This is a genomic window from Paenisporosarcina quisquiliarum (assembly GCF_043641925.1).
Classification (GTDB): Bacteria; Bacillota; Bacilli; order Bacillales_A; family Planococcaceae; genus Paenisporosarcina; species Paenisporosarcina quisquiliarum_A.
In genome coordinates this window covers 1-17,426 of record NZ_JBHZRU010000029.1, presented here as the reverse complement: position 1 = coordinate 17,426, position 17,426 = coordinate 1, and the positions used below count along the sequence as shown (strand labels likewise).

Annotated in this window: 16 protein-coding genes; 9 read left to right on the top strand and 7 right to left on the bottom strand. The window is 36.4% G+C overall.

Features of this window, described 5'->3' with window-relative positions; translation table 11 throughout:
* Positions 1 to 203: 203 nt before the first annotated feature.
* The gene (locus tag ACHUE4_RS16325) at positions 204 to 1,376 is read right to left on the bottom strand and encodes a MalY/PatB family protein (RefSeq protein WP_394191979.1); all 1,173 of its coding nucleotides are present in this window, start codon (positions 1,374 to 1,376) and stop codon (positions 204 to 206) included.
* Between the two features lie 76 nt (positions 1,377 to 1,452).
* Here ACHUE4_RS16325 and ACHUE4_RS16320 point away from each other — a divergent pair, with 76 nt between their 5' ends.
* Positions 1,453 to 1,713: a DUF1871 family protein gene (locus ACHUE4_RS16320; protein ID WP_394191977.1), complete on the top strand. Its 261-nt coding sequence runs from the start codon at positions 1,453 to 1,455 to the stop codon at positions 1,711 to 1,713.
* A 282-nt stretch (positions 1,714 to 1,995) separates the two neighbouring features.
* Here the strand turns inward: ACHUE4_RS16320 and ACHUE4_RS16315 are convergent, their stop codons facing one another.
* Positions 1,996 to 2,211: a helix-turn-helix domain-containing protein gene (locus tag ACHUE4_RS16315; RefSeq protein WP_394191976.1), complete on the bottom strand. Its 216-nt coding sequence runs from the start codon at positions 2,209 to 2,211 to the stop codon at positions 1,996 to 1,998.
* 114 nt (positions 2,212 to 2,325) lie between these two features.
* Positions 2,326 to 3,675 carry a sodium-dependent transporter gene (locus tag ACHUE4_RS16310; protein WP_394191974.1) on the bottom strand — a complete coding sequence of 450 codons (1,350 nt, stop codon included), beginning with the start codon at positions 3,673 to 3,675 and terminating at the stop codon, positions 2,326 to 2,328.
* Positions 3,676 to 3,804: 129 nt separating this feature from the next.
* Between ACHUE4_RS16310 and ACHUE4_RS16305 the strand changes: the two genes are divergently transcribed.
* Together ACHUE4_RS16305 and yugI are read left to right on the top strand one after the other, a co-directional pair.
* Positions 3,805 to 6,489 carry an RNA polymerase sigma factor gene (locus ACHUE4_RS16305; RefSeq protein ID WP_394191973.1) on the top strand — a complete coding sequence of 895 codons (2,685 nt, stop codon included), beginning with the start codon at positions 3,805 to 3,807 and terminating at the stop codon, positions 6,487 to 6,489.
* An 87-nt stretch (positions 6,490 to 6,576) separates the two neighbouring features.
* The gene (gene yugI, locus ACHUE4_RS16300) at positions 6,577 to 6,951 is read left to right on the top strand and encodes a S1 domain-containing post-transcriptional regulator GSP13 (protein ID WP_394191971.1); all 375 of its coding nucleotides are present in this window, start codon (positions 6,577 to 6,579) and stop codon (positions 6,949 to 6,951) included.
* A 40-nt stretch (positions 6,952 to 6,991) separates the two neighbouring features.
* On the opposite strand, the gene ACHUE4_RS16295 is transcribed toward yugI, so the two are convergent.
* A complete protein-coding gene (locus ACHUE4_RS16295) occupies positions 6,992 to 8,299 on the bottom strand; it encodes an AAA-type ATPase lid domain-containing protein (protein ID WP_394191969.1) in 1,308 nt (435 codons plus the stop codon).
* Between the two features lie 140 nt (positions 8,300 to 8,439).
* Between ACHUE4_RS16295 and pruA the strand changes: the two genes are divergently transcribed.
* The 5 genes from pruA (at position 8,440) to ACHUE4_RS16270 (ending at position 14,404) form a co-directional block, all read left to right on the top strand.
* Complete coding sequence (gene pruA / locus ACHUE4_RS16290; RefSeq protein WP_394191967.1) at positions 8,440 to 9,984, top strand: L-glutamate gamma-semialdehyde dehydrogenase; 1,545 nt, start codon at positions 8,440 to 8,442, stop codon at positions 9,982 to 9,984.
* Positions 9,985 to 10,138: 154 nt separating this feature from the next.
* Entirely contained in the window at positions 10,139 to 11,332 is a 1,194-nt protein-coding gene (locus ACHUE4_RS16285) for an ornithine--oxo-acid transaminase (protein WP_394191965.1), read from the top strand.
* A gap of 81 nt (positions 11,333 to 11,413) precedes the next feature.
* Entirely contained in the window at positions 11,414 to 12,658 is a 1,245-nt protein-coding gene (locus tag ACHUE4_RS16280) for a Glu/Leu/Phe/Val family dehydrogenase (protein WP_394191963.1), read from the top strand.
* Between the two features lie 112 nt (positions 12,659 to 12,770).
* The gene (locus tag ACHUE4_RS16275) at positions 12,771 to 13,934 is read left to right on the top strand and encodes an iron-containing alcohol dehydrogenase (protein WP_394191961.1); all 1,164 of its coding nucleotides are present in this window, start codon (positions 12,771 to 12,773) and stop codon (positions 13,932 to 13,934) included.
* 62 nt (positions 13,935 to 13,996) lie between these two features.
* Positions 13,997 to 14,404 carry a YugN family protein gene (locus ACHUE4_RS16270; protein WP_394191959.1) on the top strand — a complete coding sequence of 136 codons (408 nt, stop codon included), beginning with the start codon at positions 13,997 to 13,999 and terminating at the stop codon, positions 14,402 to 14,404.
* A gap of 47 nt (positions 14,405 to 14,451) precedes the next feature.
* On the opposite strand, the gene ACHUE4_RS16265 is transcribed toward ACHUE4_RS16270, so the two are convergent.
* Entirely contained in the window at positions 14,452 to 15,444 is a 993-nt protein-coding gene (locus ACHUE4_RS16265; RefSeq protein WP_394191957.1) for a cation diffusion facilitator family transporter, read from the bottom strand.
* Between the two features lie 12 nt (positions 15,445 to 15,456).
* Positions 15,457 to 16,182, bottom strand: a complete 726-nt coding sequence (locus ACHUE4_RS16260) for an MgtC/SapB family protein (RefSeq protein ID WP_394191955.1) — start codon at positions 16,180 to 16,182, stop codon at positions 15,457 to 15,459.
* 135 nt (positions 16,183 to 16,317) lie between these two features.
* Between ACHUE4_RS16260 and ACHUE4_RS16255 the strand changes: the two genes are divergently transcribed.
* Complete coding sequence (locus ACHUE4_RS16255) at positions 16,318 to 17,226, top strand: DMT family transporter (RefSeq protein WP_394191953.1); 909 nt, start codon at positions 16,318 to 16,320, stop codon at positions 17,224 to 17,226.
* Positions 17,227 to 17,242: 16 nt separating this feature from the next.
* Here the strand turns inward: ACHUE4_RS16255 and ACHUE4_RS16250 are convergent.
* A partial coding sequence (locus ACHUE4_RS16250) for a hypothetical protein (protein WP_394191951.1) occupies positions 17,243 to 17,426 on the bottom strand: 184 nt, incomplete at its 5' end.

The window sequence follows — 17,426 nt, the reverse complement described above, 5'->3', positions numbered from 1 at the left end:
ATAAACAAAAAGACATCCTTAAGAAATCCTAAGAATGTCTTTATGTTAACAGGGGGTTTTTCAGTGCCCTCGTGCTGTTTCCGCTGGAGTCGCCACCTACATTTCAATCAACTGAAATCAATTTTAAAATAATATTATTATATATCCTTATTCTAGAATGGCCGACCCATTTTCGAGGTCGGCTATTTTTTTAGAAAAATAATTTAACTTAAAGCATGTATAAACCTATCTACACCATCTTCAAGTGTTTTGCGAGGACAAGCAATATTCATACGCATAAATCCTCTACCTGATTCTCCATACTTAGAGCCCGGTTCCAAGGCTAATTTCCCTTTATGAAGTAGCAACTCCATCATTTCTTCTTCAGATAATCCGGTAAGTCGATAATCAATCCAAAGCAAGTAAGTTGCATCAGGGCGAGCAATTTTTACTTTAGGTAAAGCAGATGTAATGGTTTCAATTGCATAGTCAATATTTGATGATAAAACTTCTAATAATTCTACTAGCCAAGGTTCACCATGTTCATAAGCTGCTTTTAATGCAGTCGCACCAAAAGGACTCAACTCCATTTGACCATGAGCTGCTGCGTGGTCTCGCAATTGTTCACGCTTTTGAGCATCTGTAACAATCATCACTGCAGCTTGTACACCCGCTAAATTGAATGTTTTTGTTGGGGCGACACACGTAATAATTCGATCTGCTTCATTGTCAGCTAATGATGCTAAAGGATAATGAGTGTGTCCTGGATAAACCAAATCTGCGTGTATTTCATCAGATAGGATTATCGTGTCGTATTTCGCACATAAGCGGATAATTTCAATTAACGTTTCTTTGGACCAAACCATTCCACCAGGATTATGAGGATTACATAGAATAAATAGCTCAATCCCGTTTTGTAACTTTTCTTCAAATGAAACGAAATCCATTTCATAAGTTCCTTCTAACTCTAGTAAAGGACTTATTTCGACTTTTCTCCCGAGTTTTTCAGGGATACTGAAAAATGGCGGATAGACGGGTGGTGTGACCAAAATGCTCGCACCAGGTTTGGTGAAAGTTTCGACTACAGTTGCAATTGCTGGGACTACACCATGATGAAAGAGCATCCACTCGGTTTCAGTCTGCCAGTTATGCTTAGTATGTAACCATGATTGAACAGCCGTTTTGCAACCTTCACATATGTATGAATAACCGAAAATGGGGTGATTGATTCTTTCTTGTAAAGCCTCCGTCACAACAGTTGGCGCTGCAAAATCCATATCTGCAACCCACATAGGTAATATATCTGATGCATCGTTAATATCGTAAATTTTCTCCATCCAATCCCATTTTACGGAGCGGGTATCGCGACGATTATATACTTGATCAAATGAGCTCACGTCAATTCCTTCTTTCCTTTTTTTATTAATATGGTATCATAGCCTTTATTAAAGAAAAGTAAATAGGTGAAAAAAGATGCAAACTATAGAGATGAATAGACGAGCAGTTTTACTACTCGCTTCTTGGGATCCGTTTCAATTAGGCTCAGAAGCGTATGATACAGAAACGGCAGATGTCGTGGCAGCACTACAAGGTATTGATCATCCATCTGATCTTGCAAGAAAGATTCAAACCATTTATGAACATTCCTTCGAAAAATGGATTCCGCTGGAGCAATGCATGCAAATTGCATACAAGCTTATTGCAGTAAAATTTGAAGCGAAATGTATTGTTTAGCATTCATGAATTCTATAACGGGGAGTCATAATAGTCATGTCAAATGACTTTTATGACTCCCCGTTTTTTTGCTCATTATTCCCACTATTACAATATTAGCTTCAATTTTTACTAGTTTAACTTTCAAATTTACAACTTTACGTGGGAAAATTACAACATTAGCTGTACAAATTACAACTTTTCAATCTATACCTTGTTTTTTATATTTGTGATGAGAAGCGGATATTACTATAAAAAGGACGTAGCTTGCACCATTTGCGGTACAAGCTACGTCTTTTCTAATTATGAATTAACTTGAAGTCCATCCATTAAGTTTGAAACTGGAACTTCGAGTGCGTTGGATAATTTTAAAATGGCCTGTTCTGAAGGGATTTCTGAACCAGACTCATATTGTTCTAATTTTCCTGCACCAATTCTTGTTTTTAGCGATAAATCTTCTAAAGACATATTGCGTTCTTCGCGTAATGAGCGAAGCTGAGTGTGAAATTCTTGTTTCATCTTCATGCACTCCTTTCCATACATACATCATATGCTTGATACTATCTTATCATACCGTAAGACTTTATAAATGGGGAAATAAGTCGTCTTGCGCACACATCTAAAATCGAAAATTTATTTAAATAGGGCCTGAATTGTAGGTAGCATAGCATTAATAAAAACAAGGATAATCGCAGCTGGTGCTAAATATCGAACAATAAAATGCCAAACGTTGAACCAAAGTGAGGAAATATTTAACTCCGTAAACGTTTCGTTTTTTGTTAATACGTAACCAGCAAAGATTGAAATTAAGAAAGCACCTAAAGGTAATCCAATGCTATTGGTAATAAAATCTGCAAAGTCGAAGAAAGTTTTCCCGAAAATTTTAACGTCTGCAAAAACACCGAATGACAAGGCACTAGGAATTCCAACTAAGAAAATTAGAAGTCCATAGATCCAAGATGAGCGCTTACGTTTATCATATGCATTTTTTATTCCAATCGATACTACAATCTCCAACATGGAAATTGAAGAAGTCAATGTTGCAAATAAAAGAAGAATGAAGAAAAGCAACATAAAGAATGCACCAAAAGGTATTTGTTCAAACACGGCAGGTAGAATGATAAATACAAGTCCAGGTCCCTCGTTAGGTGAATATCCTAATGCAAAAACAGCTGGGAAAATTACGAGACCCGCCATGATTGAAATTCCAACATTGAGCAAAGAAACACTTAATGCTGAATTACCTAGCTTTTGGTCCTTAGGAAGGTATGACGCGTACGTCATCATACCAGCTACGCCTACGCTTAAAGAGAAGAATGCTTGTCCTAAAGCCATTAACATGGTGTGACCATTTAAATAAGACCAATCAGGAACAAACATAAATTTAATGCCTTCCATAGCCCCATCTAAAGTTAATGAACGGATAACCAAGACGATAAAGAAAATAAGAAGTGTAGGCATCATGATTCGGCTAGCACGTTCAATCCCGCCTTCAATTCCGCCTTGGACAATTAAAACGGTAAGAAACATAAAGACGGCCTGTCCGATAATAACTTCCCACGGGTTTGCAATAATTGATTCAAATAATGCTGCATAATAACTTTCACTACTATTATTAAGAGTAAAGAATAGTGCTCTTGTTAAGTATGATAAAATCCAACCGCCTACAACACTATAGAACGATAGAATAATAAACGAGAAGAAAAATCCTGACCAACCGATGATGGACCATTTTTTTCCCGGTGCTAATTTTTTCAATGTAGTCACTGCATCTGCCTGGCCTTTTCGACCAATGACAAACTCAGCTAGCAATATAGGTAGTCCGATTAACATCGTACTGATGATAAATAACAAAACAAATACGCTACCACCGTTTGTTCCTGCCATATATGGAAACTTCCATATAGCTCCTAGTCCAATAGCGCTTCCGGCTGCTGCTAGGACGAAGCCTATTTTCGATGCAAAATGATCGCGATTTGCCATGTTTTCCACTCCCTTAAAATATAAAGATTTTCTCATTCTACACGACAGGTTATAAAAATAATAGAATTTTGTGAAACATTATGTGAAAAAGAAACGTATTACAAATATAGACAGCAAGGAGGGGGCTTCATGCAAGATACAGAAATGGTTAATCATGTACAAAATGGGAATCTGTTTGCATATGGCGAATTAATGGAACACCATCATCGAACGGTCGAAAAATACGCCTTTCAATGTGGAGTGAAAGTAGTTGATATTCAGAGTGTAACCCAGGAAGTTTTTATTAAACTATATAAATCCTTAGGTGAATTTGAAAGTTCCGATTTTACAACATGGCTTTATAAACTAACATTAAAGGCCACCCGTGATTATCATAAAAGAGAAAAGCGAGGACAAGAAGAGCAAGAATTACAAAGGGACGAACATTCAACTCGATTACCCCAATCGAGGATTTTAGTGTTTGATGAAGATCGAGAACTTCATGATGCTATTCAACTATTAGATGAGAAATATAGAAATCCACTGGTTTTGTTTTATTTCCAAGAGCTTACATATGTTCAAATTGGTGAAATTTTAAATATCCAACCATCTGAAGTTGAATCAAGACTGACGGATTCGCGTGAGAACATTAAATCGTCACTTGAAATATTAGATGACAACCAATTCGAACAGAATGTGAATTTATTGAAAAAATCATATAAGCGCGTGCCCTCAAAATTTAATGTAGACGAAGTTCTTCGACAAATAGAATTAGAAAGAGGTATTGGGGAAGATTCAATTTCTCAGGAAAAAGTAAGTAAGTCAAATAAGCATAAGGTGAATGTTTGGGCAGTGGGGTTAGCTAGTGTTTTGTTAATAGGGATTCTAAGTACTTCATTTTTAAAAGATGATAATACCCCAAGTCGTGAGGTAGCAAATGCTGCTGACACTAAGAGTGTTGACGATTTTAAAAAGTCTTTTGAAGAACAAAAAACTACCTATCGAAATACACTTGGCTTAACAGAAGAAGAATTTAATCAAATTGAATTTGTAAAATTGGCTAATCAATTATTTGCCCTTAATTTTAAAGAGAGTCGTTCGGATAATGAATCTAGTAGTGCATCAATGGATGAACGGTATGAAGAAGTGTTAGATGTGTTAAAAATACCTTCTCAAATGATTAATGATGCAACTGCTGATAAACAAATGTCTGAAGAGGAAGGCGATAAATTTATTGATGAGTTAAATACCAAGATTGATTATTTAACTACGTATTATAATTCCGTATTAGAAAGACATCGCGAAATATTGAATACTGCAAAAATGGGCGGAAAATTGGATGCGAGTTATTTGTTGGCGAATCGTTATGATTTGCCTGATGAGGTTGAAAACCTTATAAATAATGCAAACACTCAAGGGATTTCTATAAGAGTTTCAAGAGACAACAATAGTTATGAAGCATTCTTCGAGTTCCCAAATCATTGGCAAAATTTATATGAAACCATTCAGTATCCTTCCATCTCATTATTACAGATGAAATCTATGGTCCCTTTTACATATGGGGGAGAGTTAATCTTAACTCCTTTAGAATCTGCCATGTATCTAAATCAATTAGAGCACACTTTGTTAAGCACGAAACACCGCAATTCTCTATACGCTATTATGAAATCACAGTATGAAGATTTAGCCTATACGTTAATTTTTGGGGCAAGTAACACGGAAGTAATTACGAATGGTCGTGTTAGTTATGAATTCCAGGCTGTCTGGAATAGTTTACGTTACAGTTATGGCGATTCACCCATGAAATACTTCATTAGACCAATGTTTGAATCCGTAAGCGAAAATAATTGGGAAGTAAATGAAGTGTATCGAAGTTTAAACTTTAATGACCTTAAAGTAGCCTTTACACTTGCAGAAAATGGTGACCTAGCAGCCATTATGCCAAAAGAAGTAAGTGGGGCAAAATCTACTACAATCAATTGGCCAAACAGTGAAGTAGAGCAAAAGGTAGCGGAATCGATCGAGAATATTGATTTATCACACATCAGTCAAATTGTTGGATTGAGTCCAATAGAAAGTGTTGTATTGTATCAACACGCTCAGGAAGAAAAGTTAAGAGAAATCAATCAACAACTTTTATCATTCATGAATTTTACTGATCATGAGAATTTCGAGAAAGTGATGAATAGTTGGCTAAACTATGAATTGATTCCAAAAGAAGCAACGAGTCTTCGTTATCAAGACGAGAATACTTTTGAACAGCATGGCAACTTTGTAGGTTCAGTCGATGTATTAAATGGAGATCAAGTGATTCGTACAATTCCCATTAATCGAAGTCACCAGGGAATATGGACAATCGATGCAAGCTTAAGTTATTTGCTTTATAGTGAGCCACATGTAGAAATTAATGAAGAGACAATCAAAGATATTCAAAATCTCTATACTCGGTTTAAAGAAAATTACGATTACACCATTTTAAAAGATGTCGGAGCAACAATGGTTGCCGGAATTTATCTTGAAGCAGCAAGTCAAGGAGATTTAAATACACAGTATGAACTCCTGTTAAAAGGTGAGAATACTCCGAATAAAGAAGAATTTCTATCAAGTCCATCAGATATAGAGACTGATTGGAAAAAACAATATCACTCGATGGAATCGCATCAAGACTACCCTTTGGATGAACCGTTACTAAGCAGAGATAAAACCGATGAATTTGATGTAACTGCATGGCTATATATTAAACCTGAATTAGTTACTAATGAATTCTATAGAAATGGAATACAAATGCGGAAAACGGTTGATGGGTGGCGCGTTTACTATTTGCCAATTCAATGAGTCTTTTGAGTTATTTCCTAGTTTATGGTATAATCTACTATGGCCTTAAGGTAGATAGGTATATATTTAATACTAGGAGAGATTATTATGACAAAGAAGTATGAAGTTGGAGATGTAGTCGCAGGTAAAGTTACTGGCGTTCAGCCATATGGTGCTTTTGTTGCTTTAGACGAAGAAACACAAGGGTTGGTTCATATCTCTGAAATCACATATGGTTATGTGAAAGAAGTGAGTGAATTTTTATCAGTAGGGCAAGAAGTTGAAGTGAAAGTTTTAGAAGTGGACGAAGAAGCGGGTAAAATTAGCCTTTCAATTCGTGCATTACAAGAACGCCCACCGGTTATTCGTAAAGAAGACAAGCCGAAGAAATCTTTACAAGCTCGTGTAGATGAGCGAGATTCTGAAGGGTTCAATTCATTAAAAGACAAATTAGAAGACTGGATCAAACAATCTGGTCAATGAGTAAAAGCGAGCATCTCTTTATTGAGATGGCTCGCTTTTTTTATTTCTTCATTTTCCTTAAGCGGTATTGCAAGTTTTGCCTACTCATTCCTAGGGCATTTGATGCTTTCGTTACATTTCCATCAAACATCCCCATGACTTTTTGTAAGTAGTACATTTCAGCTTCTCTCAAGTATTCGTCTAACGGCAACAAGTCTTTTTCAGTTTGAACGACAAAGTCTTCAGCTCTTTTTAGTGGTTTTCTTATTTCTTGAACCTTGAGTTTGAAATGAAGGGGTAACATCTCAAACGTTACAAGTTCTTCTGTCGTGATCATGGAAGAAATCTCATCTAATAAAATTTCGACTTCTTTTAAATTCCCTGGCCAATCGTAGGAATGGAACAATTCACGAACATCAAGGGATAGTCCATGAATAATAGATCCAAAACGAACTCGATGTCTGGCAAAATAATCATGAACGAATGGATCAATGTCTTCTCTCCGTTCTCTTAAGGGAGGAACATAAATCGTCATAGTTGCAAAGAAATAATATAAGTCTTTTAAAAGGTCTCCTGAGGCAATTAAATCAATTGGATCAGCGCCGACACTTGCTAAAAACAAATGTCCACTAAGAGTTGGATCATTGACCATTTCAAACAATTGTTGCTGCATAGCTAATGTTAAAAGATCAATACGTTCACAAAAGATTGTACTTTCTTCAAGTGCAACTAAATCTTCTTTTAATTTATTTAGAATCGTTGGATCTGAATTGTGACAATATAACGTATAAAAATGAACCAAAGGTGGTGACAATTCGTAATGTATGCCTTCAGCCACTAAATCTTTTCCAGTTCCAGCTTCTCCAATCAAAAGTACAGATAATCGAGCAGTTGCAGCTTTTTTTGCAGTTGAGATAACTTGTTTCATGGTATCAGAAACGGCTGTAATAACTGAAAACGTGATTGGTTCCCCATATCTGCGCAAAGGTTGATAAACCATTCGTTCTAATGTCGTCACATCACGAGCTAATTCTACTGCTCCAATTAATATCCCGTCTTGAAAGACAGGATACGTATCATTTATGGTTGTGATTTCATGTCCATTACGATTCCAATACGTTTGTTTAACATTTAAGACTTGCTCGCCACTTTGTAGTACTTTTAATAAAGTACTCTCATGTTGGTCAAACTGAAATAGTTCCAATAAGGTTCGGTCCGCTACATCATGTAAATCCAAACCTTCGATGTTTTTCATTTTTTCATTGTATAAAATAGTGCGTCCATTTTGGTCTATTGCATGTATACCAACGGATATATGGTCACTCGCGAAGCGATAAAAAGGTAATAATTCAAGATCTTTATGATTCATTGGAGGTCCACTCCTAACTTTTTTTACGAAAATAAGAAATATCACTTGAAAAACGCAACAATCTTTTGCATTATTATAGATGTAAACGAAATAAAAGTGCAAATAATTTTTGCACTAAAATAAATTATAGGAGGATTCACATGATTCCTTATAAACACGAAGCATTCACAGATTTTTCAAAAGAAGAAAACAAAAAAGCTATTCAAGAAGGTTACAAAACGGTAGCCGGTTACATGGGGCAAGACTTCCCATTAATCATTGGTGGAGAAAGAATTACAACAGAAGAGAAGATTGTATCTTACAATCCTGCAAATAAAACTGAAGTAGTTGGTTCAGTATCTAAAACAACTCACGAATTAGCATCAAAAGCAATGGACATTGCTGACGCTACATTTAATACTTGGAAAAAAGTAAAACCTGAAGTTCGTGCAGACTTACTTTTCAAAGCGGCTGCTATTATGCGTCGCCGTAAATTCGAATTCTCAGCATTGCTTTCGAAAGAAGCGGGTAAAACTTGGGTTGAGGCTGATGTTGAAGCAGCTGAAGCTATCGACTTCCTAGAATATTATGGTCGTCAAATGCTTCGTTTAAAAGATGGACACCCAGTTGAAAGCCGTCCAGGTGAATATAATCGTTATGACTACATTCCTATGGGAGTAGCTGTTGTTATCTCTCCATGGAACTTCCCGTTCGCAATTATGGCTGGAACTGCAGTTGCAGCAATCGTAACTGGTAATACAGTATTACTAAAACCAGCTTCAACAACTCCTGTTGTTGCATATAAATTTGTTGAAATTTTAGAAGAAGCTGGTATGCCTGCTGGCGTATTGAACTTCATCCCAGGTTCTGGTGCTGAAGTTGGCGATTTCTTAGTAGATCACCCACGCACGCGTTTAATCAGCTTCACTGGTTCACGTGATGTAGGTCTTCGTATTTTTGAACGTTCTTCTAAGTTAAATGAAGGTCAAATTTGGATTAAACGTGTTATCGCTGAAATGGGCGGTAAAGATACAATCGTAGTTGATAAAGAAGCTGATTTAGAATTAGCTGCTCAATCAATCGTTAAGTCTGCATTTGGTTTCAGCGGTCAAAAATGTTCTGCATGTTCACGTGCCGTAATCGTTGAAGACGTTTACGATACAGTGTTAAACCGTGTAGAAGAATTAACGAAAGCTCTATCTGTTGGTGTTCCTGATCAAGATGAGCATTTTGTTGGTCCAGTAATCGATGGCGCAGCATTCAAAAAAATCATGAGCTACATTGAAATTGGTAAAGGTGAAGGTCGCTTAGTAGCGGGTGGAACTGGAGATGACTCGAAAGGATTCTTCATTCAACCTACTGTAATCGCTGATTTAGATCCTAAAGCACGCATCATGCAAGAAGAAATCTTTGGACCAGTTGTTGGTATTGCGAAAGCAAAAGACTTCGACCATGCACTTGAAATTGCAAACAATACGGAGTACGGCTTAACTGGAGCGGTAATTACTAGCAACCGTATGAACCAAGAAAAAGCACGTGAAGAATTCCATGTTGGTAACTTGTACTTCAACCGTGGATGTACTGGCGCTATTGTTGGATATCAACCATTTGGTGGATTCAACATGTCAGGTACAGACTCAAAAGCTGGCGGACCTGATTACTTAGGACTGCACTTACAAGCTAAAACAACATCTGAAATGTTATAAGAAATATGAAGGGAAAGGTCGCCGCTTCAAGCGGCAACACCTTCATAAACATTTCGGTTAATCTCAAACATAAATTCCACATCATGTGGGCTATAGACAGGCACATCTGAAGATGCGTCTGTCTTTTTTTGAAAAACTAAGGAGGCGAAACATTATGACAGTTTCACAGAATGTAATAGAACAAACCGAAAAATTTGGTGCTCCTAACTATCATCCGTTGCCAATCGTTATTTCTGAAGCACAAGGCGTTTGGGTGAAAGATCCGGAAGGAAATAAATTCATGGATATGCTTTCTGCTTATTCAGCCGTAAACCAAGGGCATCGTCATCCAAAAATCATTCAAGCACTTAAGGATCAAGCGGATCGTGTAACATTGACTTCACGTGCTTTCCACAATGATCAATTAGGACCTTGGTATGAAATGATTTGTGAAATGTCAGGTAAAGAAATGGCACTTCCAATGAACACTGGTGCAGAAGCAGTTGAAACAGCTATTAAAGCTGCTCGTCGCTGGGCTTATGATGTAAAAGGCGTTGCTGAAAACCAAGCACAAATTATTGCATGTGAAGGTAACTTCCACGGCCGTACGATGGCTGCAGTTTCACTATCATCAGATCCAGATTATAAGCGTGGTTTCGGACCATTATTGCCAGGTGTTAACATTATTCCTTATGGTGATTTAGAAGCTCTTAAAGCAGCTATCACTCCGAATACTGCTGCATTCTTAATTGAGCCAATTCAAGGTGAAGCGGGAATCATTATTCCTCCAGCTGGATTTATGAAAGCTGCTCGTGAACTTTGTCGAGAAAATAACGTCCTATTTATTGCAGATGAGATTCAAGCTGGTCTTGCTCGTACTGGTCGTATGTTTGCATGTGAGTGGGAAGATGTTAATCCAGATATGTACATTTTAGGTAAAGCACTTGGAGGCGGAGTATTCCCAATTTCATGCGTTGTTGCGAATAAAGAAATTCTTGAAGTATTCAATCCTGGTTCACATGGTTCTACTTTTGGTGGGAATCCAATGGCATGTGCTGTATCTATTGCATCATTAAACGTCTTAAAAGATGAAAAATTGGCTGAACGTTCTGAAGAACTTGGAAATTATTTTAAAGAGGAATTATCGAAAATTGAACATTCTTCTATTAAAGAAGTTCGTGGTCGTGGTTTATTCATCGGTATGGAACTTAACGAAGCAGCTCGTCCATATTGTGAAGAGTTAAAAGAATTAGGTTTATTGTGTAAGGAAACGCATGATACCGTGATTCGTTTTGCTCCTCCATTAGTTATTACAAAAGAAGAATTAGATTGGGCAATTGAAAAAATTCAAAAAGTATTTAATAAATAATATTAATTGTTAAAAAACAAATCCAATTATGTTACAATGATTGCGATGTAATCATTATGAATAAAGAGGCGAAACTATAAAATGGCTGAAAATCTAAACCTGTTCACATCAACTCAAGATGTTATTCAGGACGCTCTTAACAAACTAGGATACGATGAAGGAATGTTTGAACTCTTGAAAGAACCATTACGTATGCTTGAAGTACGTATTCCGATTAAAATGGATGATGGTTCTGTAAAAGTTTTCACTGGGTTTCGTGCACAACATAACGACGCAGTAGGACCTACTAAAGGTGGCGTTCGTTTCCATCCACAAGTTTCTGAAGATGAAGTAAAAGCTTTATCAATGTGGATGACGTTGAAATGTGGAATTGTTGATTTACCGTATGGCGGAGGTAAAGGTGGGATCATTTGTGATCCTCGTCAAATGTCGATGAATGAAATTGAAAAGTTAAGTCGCGGATATGTTCGTGCGATTAGTCAATTCGTTGGTCCAACAAAAGATATTCCTGCACCGGATGTATTCACCAACTCACAAATCATGGCATGGATGATGGATGAGTATAGTCGCATAGATGAATTTAACTCTCCAGGCTTTATTACTGGGAAACCAATTGTACTTGGTGGTTCGCAAGGACGCGATCGTGCAACAGCACAAGGTGTAACAATCTGTGTTGAAGAAGCAGCTAAAAAGCGCGGTATCGATATGAATGGCGCACGTATTGTCATTCAAGGATTCGGTAATGCAGGTAGTTTCTTAGCTAAATTCATGAGTGATGCTGGAGCGAAAGTTATCGGTATTTCTGATGCTTATGGTGCGTTACATGACCCGAATGGTTTAGACATTGATTATCTTTTAGACCGTCGTGACAGTTTTGGAACTGTAACAACGTTGTTTGAAAATACAATTTCTAACCAAGAATTGCTTGAATTAGAATGTGATATTTTAGTTCCTGCAGCAATTGAAAATCAAATTACAGCTGAAAATGCTCATAATATTAAAGCAAGTATCGTAGTAGAAGCTGCAAATGGTCCAACAACTTCTGAAGCTACTAAAATATTAACGGAACGTGGCATTTTGCTTGTTCCTGATGTTTTAGCAAGTGCTGGTGGAGTTACAGTATCTTATTTTGAATGGGTTCAAAATAACCAAGGATACTATTGGACTGAAGAAGAAGTAAACGAAAAACTTTACAAAAAAATGATTTCAGCATTCGAAAATGTGTATAACGTTGCAACAACTCGTAATATTAATATGCGCTTAGCTGCATATATGGTTGGTGTTCGTAAAACAGCAGAAGCTTCACGCTTCCGTGGCTGGGTTTAATAAATAAAAGTTCTACCTAGATTTTCTAGGTAGAACTTTTTCTTTTTCAAGCACTTATCTTTGATTTCATTTGAAAAAATGCACATAATGATGGATAGAGGAGATGATACCTATGAATACATTTACATTTTACAATCCAGTAAAATTGATATTTGGTAAAGGTCAGTTAGAACAGATAAAACAAGAATTACCTACATACGGCAAAAAGGTACTTGTTGTGTATGGTGGAGGAAGTATCAAGAAAAATGGTCTTTATGATGAGGTAATGGCCACATTAAAAGAAGCTGAGATGGAAGTGTTTGAGCTAGCTGGAGTCGATCCGAATCCACGTATATCAACTGCTCGTCAAGGTGTAGATATTTGTAAAAAGGAAAATATCGATGTTTTATTAGCAGTCGGTGGAGGTTCGGTTATTGACTGTACGAAATTGATCGCTGCTGGTGCAAAATACGATGGAGATGCTTGGGATTTAGTTAGTCGAAAAGCAGTTCCTGAAGCAGCACTTCCTTTTGGGACAGTTCTTACTCTCGCAGCGACTGGTTCAGAAATGAATTCAGGTTCTGTAATTACTAATGAAGAATCGCAAGAGAAATACGGATGGGGTAGCCCATTGGTGTTCCCTAAATTTTCGATTCTAGATCCAACTTATACGATGTCAGTTCCATTAAATCATACCGTTTACGGTATCGTTGATATGATGTCTCACATTTTCGAACAATACTTTAACAATGCCACAAACACACCTGTTCAAGATGAGATGTGTGAAGGGGTTTTAAGAGCAGTAATGGAAGCAGCTCCAAAACTGTTGAATAACTTGCATTCTTACGAAGATCGCGAAACGATTCTTTTCGCTGGAACGATTGCATTGAATGGAATGCTACAAATGGGGTATAGAGGAGACTGGGCTACTCATAATATTGAACATGCCGTTTCTGCTGTATATGATATTCCCCATGCTGGTGGTTTAGCTGTACTGTTCCCACATTGGATGCGCCACAATTTAAAAGTAGATCCAGAACGTTTTGCACGTTTAGCTGTTTATGTGTTTGGTGTTGAACCAGATGGCAAAACAGTGGAGGAAATTGCTAACGAGGGTATCGATAACCTACGTGAGTATTGGACTTCTTTGGGTGCACCAGAAACCCTAGCTCATTATGATATCGACGATTCGAATTTAGAGTTAATGGTAGAAAAAGCAATGGTTTATGGACGCTTTGGAAACTTTGTTCCTCTAGAAGCCGAAGATGTACGTGCTATATTAAAAGCGTCTCTTTAATTTTTGACATGAATAAAGAAGCTAACCTCTTGTCTATCCTAGGATGGACAGGAGGTTTTTTAATGATTGAATTATCATCTGCATTAGAAGGAAAGCGATTTGAAAAGGGTTTCTTGGATGGGTTTTTAAATGGCAATGGTTTTACTTTAGGTGGGGGATGGGAATATGATCATGCCTATTATGATTATATCTTTCAAAAAGAACCGTACTATGATGTATTAAGGATTCCGGTCTTTGTAAAATCGGGAAATTTTGATCAACCATCTTCTAAATTAGAATGTGGTCGTCCGTTTTTATTACGTCACTGTTATCAATATGGCATTGATGATGAAAAAGATGCTTTATTTGGTATTGGTGGTGGATTACTAAATCAATTTCAAAAGCCAATTGATAAAGATGCTCCAATAAGCGATAAACTTGTCGTTAAAGGAGTAGAACTACTTGAAAGAATAGATCGTCAATTGCATTAAAAAATCCCGTTCAATGAACTCATTGAACGGGATTTTTATCATTATCTTTATTTTTTAAGTGGTGGAAGAGTTTCAGGACGATTACTCACATGTTTCCAATGGGTAATTCCATCATCTTCATCAAATGAGACTGTTACATCTTGTACGCCGTGTTGAGCAAGAATCAATTCGACCAAATGGTCACGAATATCATCAGCTTCCGCAAATGAAATGTCTGGATTGACCTTCGCAACTAATTCAACATGTAAAAATTCGCCTTCTTTAATTACCTCTAATTTTTTAATATCGCGTACTTCCTTATGATCCATCACTAAATGTGCAATGTGATTAAGCATTTGTTCATCGGTTTCACCAATTGCTCCGCGAGCATTTTCTAAGAATATACGTCCTACAACATAAAACATCATACATCCGATAATAATAGATACAATTCCTTCAGCTTCTAAGAATCCGGTGTAGTGAGCAATCACTACAGCGATTAAAGCTAAAAGGTTACCACTAGTTGCCACTAAATCTTCCATAAACACTAATTTGGTAGCAGGTTTTGCATTTTTTAAATGAGCAAAACTCTTAGTAAGTGGGTCTAATCCTTTAGATTCTGTTCGAGTTTCATGTAAAACCTCTTTACCTGCTTTATATAGAACAAACAATTCTAGAACGGTTGCAATGGCTAAGACACCAATAATAATTAAGAAACCACCAGATTGGGTTGGATGTTGAATATGGTGCCAACCTTCAATAATTGTTTCGTATGCCAAGATTCCTACTATAAGGACAGCAAATAATAAAACTATATTTACAACACGACCAAATCCGTTAGGAAATTTTGGGGTAGGGGCTTTTTTAGAAAGAGCAGATCCAATGAATACAAAATATTGATTGGCAGCATCTCCTACAGAGTGCATCATTTCAGCAAACATAGCGACGTTTCCTGTAAGGAAAAACGCTCCTCCTTTTAATCCAGCAATAATGGTATTAATAATAGCGGCTAATAATGATGGTTTATTTCCTTCTTTTAATAGTGCGAAAAAATCTTTCATAGTTACCTCCAGTTAAGTTAAAATTTCAATTTCAATTCGATCGATAAATTCTAGTGAATGGATACTGCGGTAAAGTGATAATGTATCTTTCTTAGGTAATACGGATAAACGCAATTCTATTTCATGTTTTACTCGTTGATCAGCTAACGGGATATCTCTAACTCTCATATTTTCTATATGGAATTGTTGATCGGATAAATAAACCATTAGATCTTCAATAGAAGTATACTCAGAAACCAGAACTTTTAAATAGATTTCTCTCATTCTTAATCGCTTAGGTCCAATTTTATTAAGAAGTGGAGGGAGTACTTCAATACCAATGATTACAATAAGAACACTAATCGCTGCCTCAATATAAAATCCGGCACCTACAGCTATACCAATACCTCCTGCACCCCAAATCATTGCAGCAGTTGTTAAGCCAGTAATGCTGTCATTGCCTTTACGTAATATTACTCCTGCTCCAAGGAAACCTATTCCACTGACTATTTGAGCTGCAAGACGGAGGGGGTCCATCGTAATATTTACTCCATCTCTAGGTTCTGCCATGTAGGCAGACTCTATCGAAATATAAGTCAGCAAGCAACTGAAAGTAGAAATAACCAAACTTGTTTTTAATCCAACAGGTTTCTTTTTCAATTCCCTTTCAAGACCAATTATTAAACTTAATAATGCAGCTAAACCCAATTTTAATAAAATTTCACTTGAAATACTAAAGTGACTTATTAAATCCTGCATAAAAAACCTCCATTTCAGTAACAGGGTTGCACATTAATCCGTTCAGTGAAACAATTAAACGATTAGTATTATACTACCTGTTTTATATGAAACTAAACAAATAATAATTTTTCATCTTAGAAAGTGAAGTGTCATATGGAAAAATCTGCAGTACATCCGTACATACCAATAGCGATTGGCGTTATCTCAGTATCTTTGTCAGCTATTTTTGTTAAAATGGCAAATGCTGATGCTGGTGTCATAGCATTTTATCGAATGTTGTTTTCAGTTTTAATAATGGCCCCCTTCTTTTTTTATAAATATACGGGAGAAATTAAAAGACTTTCCTGTAGAGATTGGATTTTTTCTTCAATAGCGGGGATTTTTTTAGCGTTTCATTTTATATTATGGTTTGAATCTTTAAATTACACCTCAGTAGCCAGCTCAACCGTATTAGTAACTTTACAACCGTTGTTTGCATTCGTGGGCACTTATTATTTCTTTAAAGAAAGACTTTCCATTAAAACTATCTTATCCGGCTTAATTGCAATTGCAGGATCTGTGCTAATAAGTTGGGGAGATTTTAAAATAAGTGGGTCAGCACTATACGGTGATATGTTAGCCTTAATTGCCTGTGCATTAGTTACAGCATATTTACTTTTTGGACAAGACGTTAGACAAAGACTTTCGTTAGTTACCTATACATTTGTTGTTTATGGCGTAACAACTGTTACCTTATTTTTTTATGTCTTGTTTAAAGGGGAATCATTTGGACCGTATCCTGCAATGGATTGGTTGTGGTTTTTACTTTTAGCTCTTATTCCTAATTTATTAGGACATACATTGTTTAATTGGTCATTAAAATATGTAAGTACAAATGTTATTTCAATAGCAATTTTATTTGAACCAGTAGGGGCGACAATTCTAGCATTTTATATCTTTAATGAATATTTAATTCCTTCTCAAATAATTGGAGGAATCATTGTTATCATTGGTATACTGTTGTTTGTGTTAGATGATAAATGGATAAAAAAATTATTTCGACAAAAAAGTCTTGATTTATAATTACGCACGGTGTATATTAATACTTGTCCTTCGGAAGCGAAGAAAAATATTTTGAAATAGTATTGACTTTGATTTCGGGACAAGTTATATTATAAAAGTTGCTGTCGCGAGAGTGACCAACAAATGAACCTTGAAAACTGAACAGCAAAACGTCAACGAAATATGCGGACAGCACTTCGGTGCTCAAAGCAAAAAACGTT

Bases quoted from the DNA above. Each gene is read 5' to 3' on its own strand.
- yugI (WP_394191971.1), top strand. From the start codon at position 6,577: ATGACAAAGAAGTATGAAGTTGGAGATGTAGTCGCAGGTAAAGTTACT.
- pruA (WP_394191967.1), top strand. From the start codon at position 8,440: ATGATTCCTTATAAACACGAAGCATTCACAGATTTTTCAAAAGAAGAA.
- ACHUE4_RS16285 (WP_394191965.1), top strand. From the start codon at position 10,139: ATGACAGTTTCACAGAATGTAATAGAACAAACCGAAAAATTTGGTGCT.
- ACHUE4_RS16310 (WP_394191974.1), bottom strand. From the start codon at position 3,675: ATGGCAAATCGCGATCATTTTGCATCGAAAATAGGCTTCGTCCTAGCA.
- ACHUE4_RS16305 (WP_394191973.1), top strand. From the start codon at position 3,805: ATGCAAGATACAGAAATGGTTAATCATGTACAAAATGGGAATCTGTTT.
- ACHUE4_RS16265 (WP_394191957.1), bottom strand. From the start codon at position 15,444: ATGAAAGATTTTTTCGCACTATTAAAAGAAGGAAATAAACCATCATTA.
- ACHUE4_RS16295 (WP_394191969.1), bottom strand. From the start codon at position 8,299: ATGAATCATAAAGATCTTGAATTATTACCTTTTTATCGCTTCGCGAGT.
- ACHUE4_RS16255 (WP_394191953.1), top strand. From the start codon at position 16,318: ATGGAAAAATCTGCAGTACATCCGTACATACCAATAGCGATTGGCGTT.
- ACHUE4_RS16275 (WP_394191961.1), top strand. From the start codon at position 12,771: ATGAATACATTTACATTTTACAATCCAGTAAAATTGATATTTGGTAAA.
- ACHUE4_RS16320 (WP_394191977.1), top strand. From the start codon at position 1,453: ATGCAAACTATAGAGATGAATAGACGAGCAGTTTTACTACTCGCTTCT.
- ACHUE4_RS16270 (WP_394191959.1), top strand. From the start codon at position 13,997: ATGATTGAATTATCATCTGCATTAGAAGGAAAGCGATTTGAAAAGGGT.
- ACHUE4_RS16280 (WP_394191963.1), top strand. From the start codon at position 11,414: ATGGCTGAAAATCTAAACCTGTTCACATCAACTCAAGATGTTATTCAG.
- ACHUE4_RS16315 (WP_394191976.1), bottom strand. From the start codon at position 2,211: ATGAAACAAGAATTTCACACTCAGCTTCGCTCATTACGCGAAGAACGC.
- ACHUE4_RS16260 (WP_394191955.1), bottom strand. From the start codon at position 16,182: ATGCAGGATTTAATAAGTCACTTTAGTATTTCAAGTGAAATTTTATTA.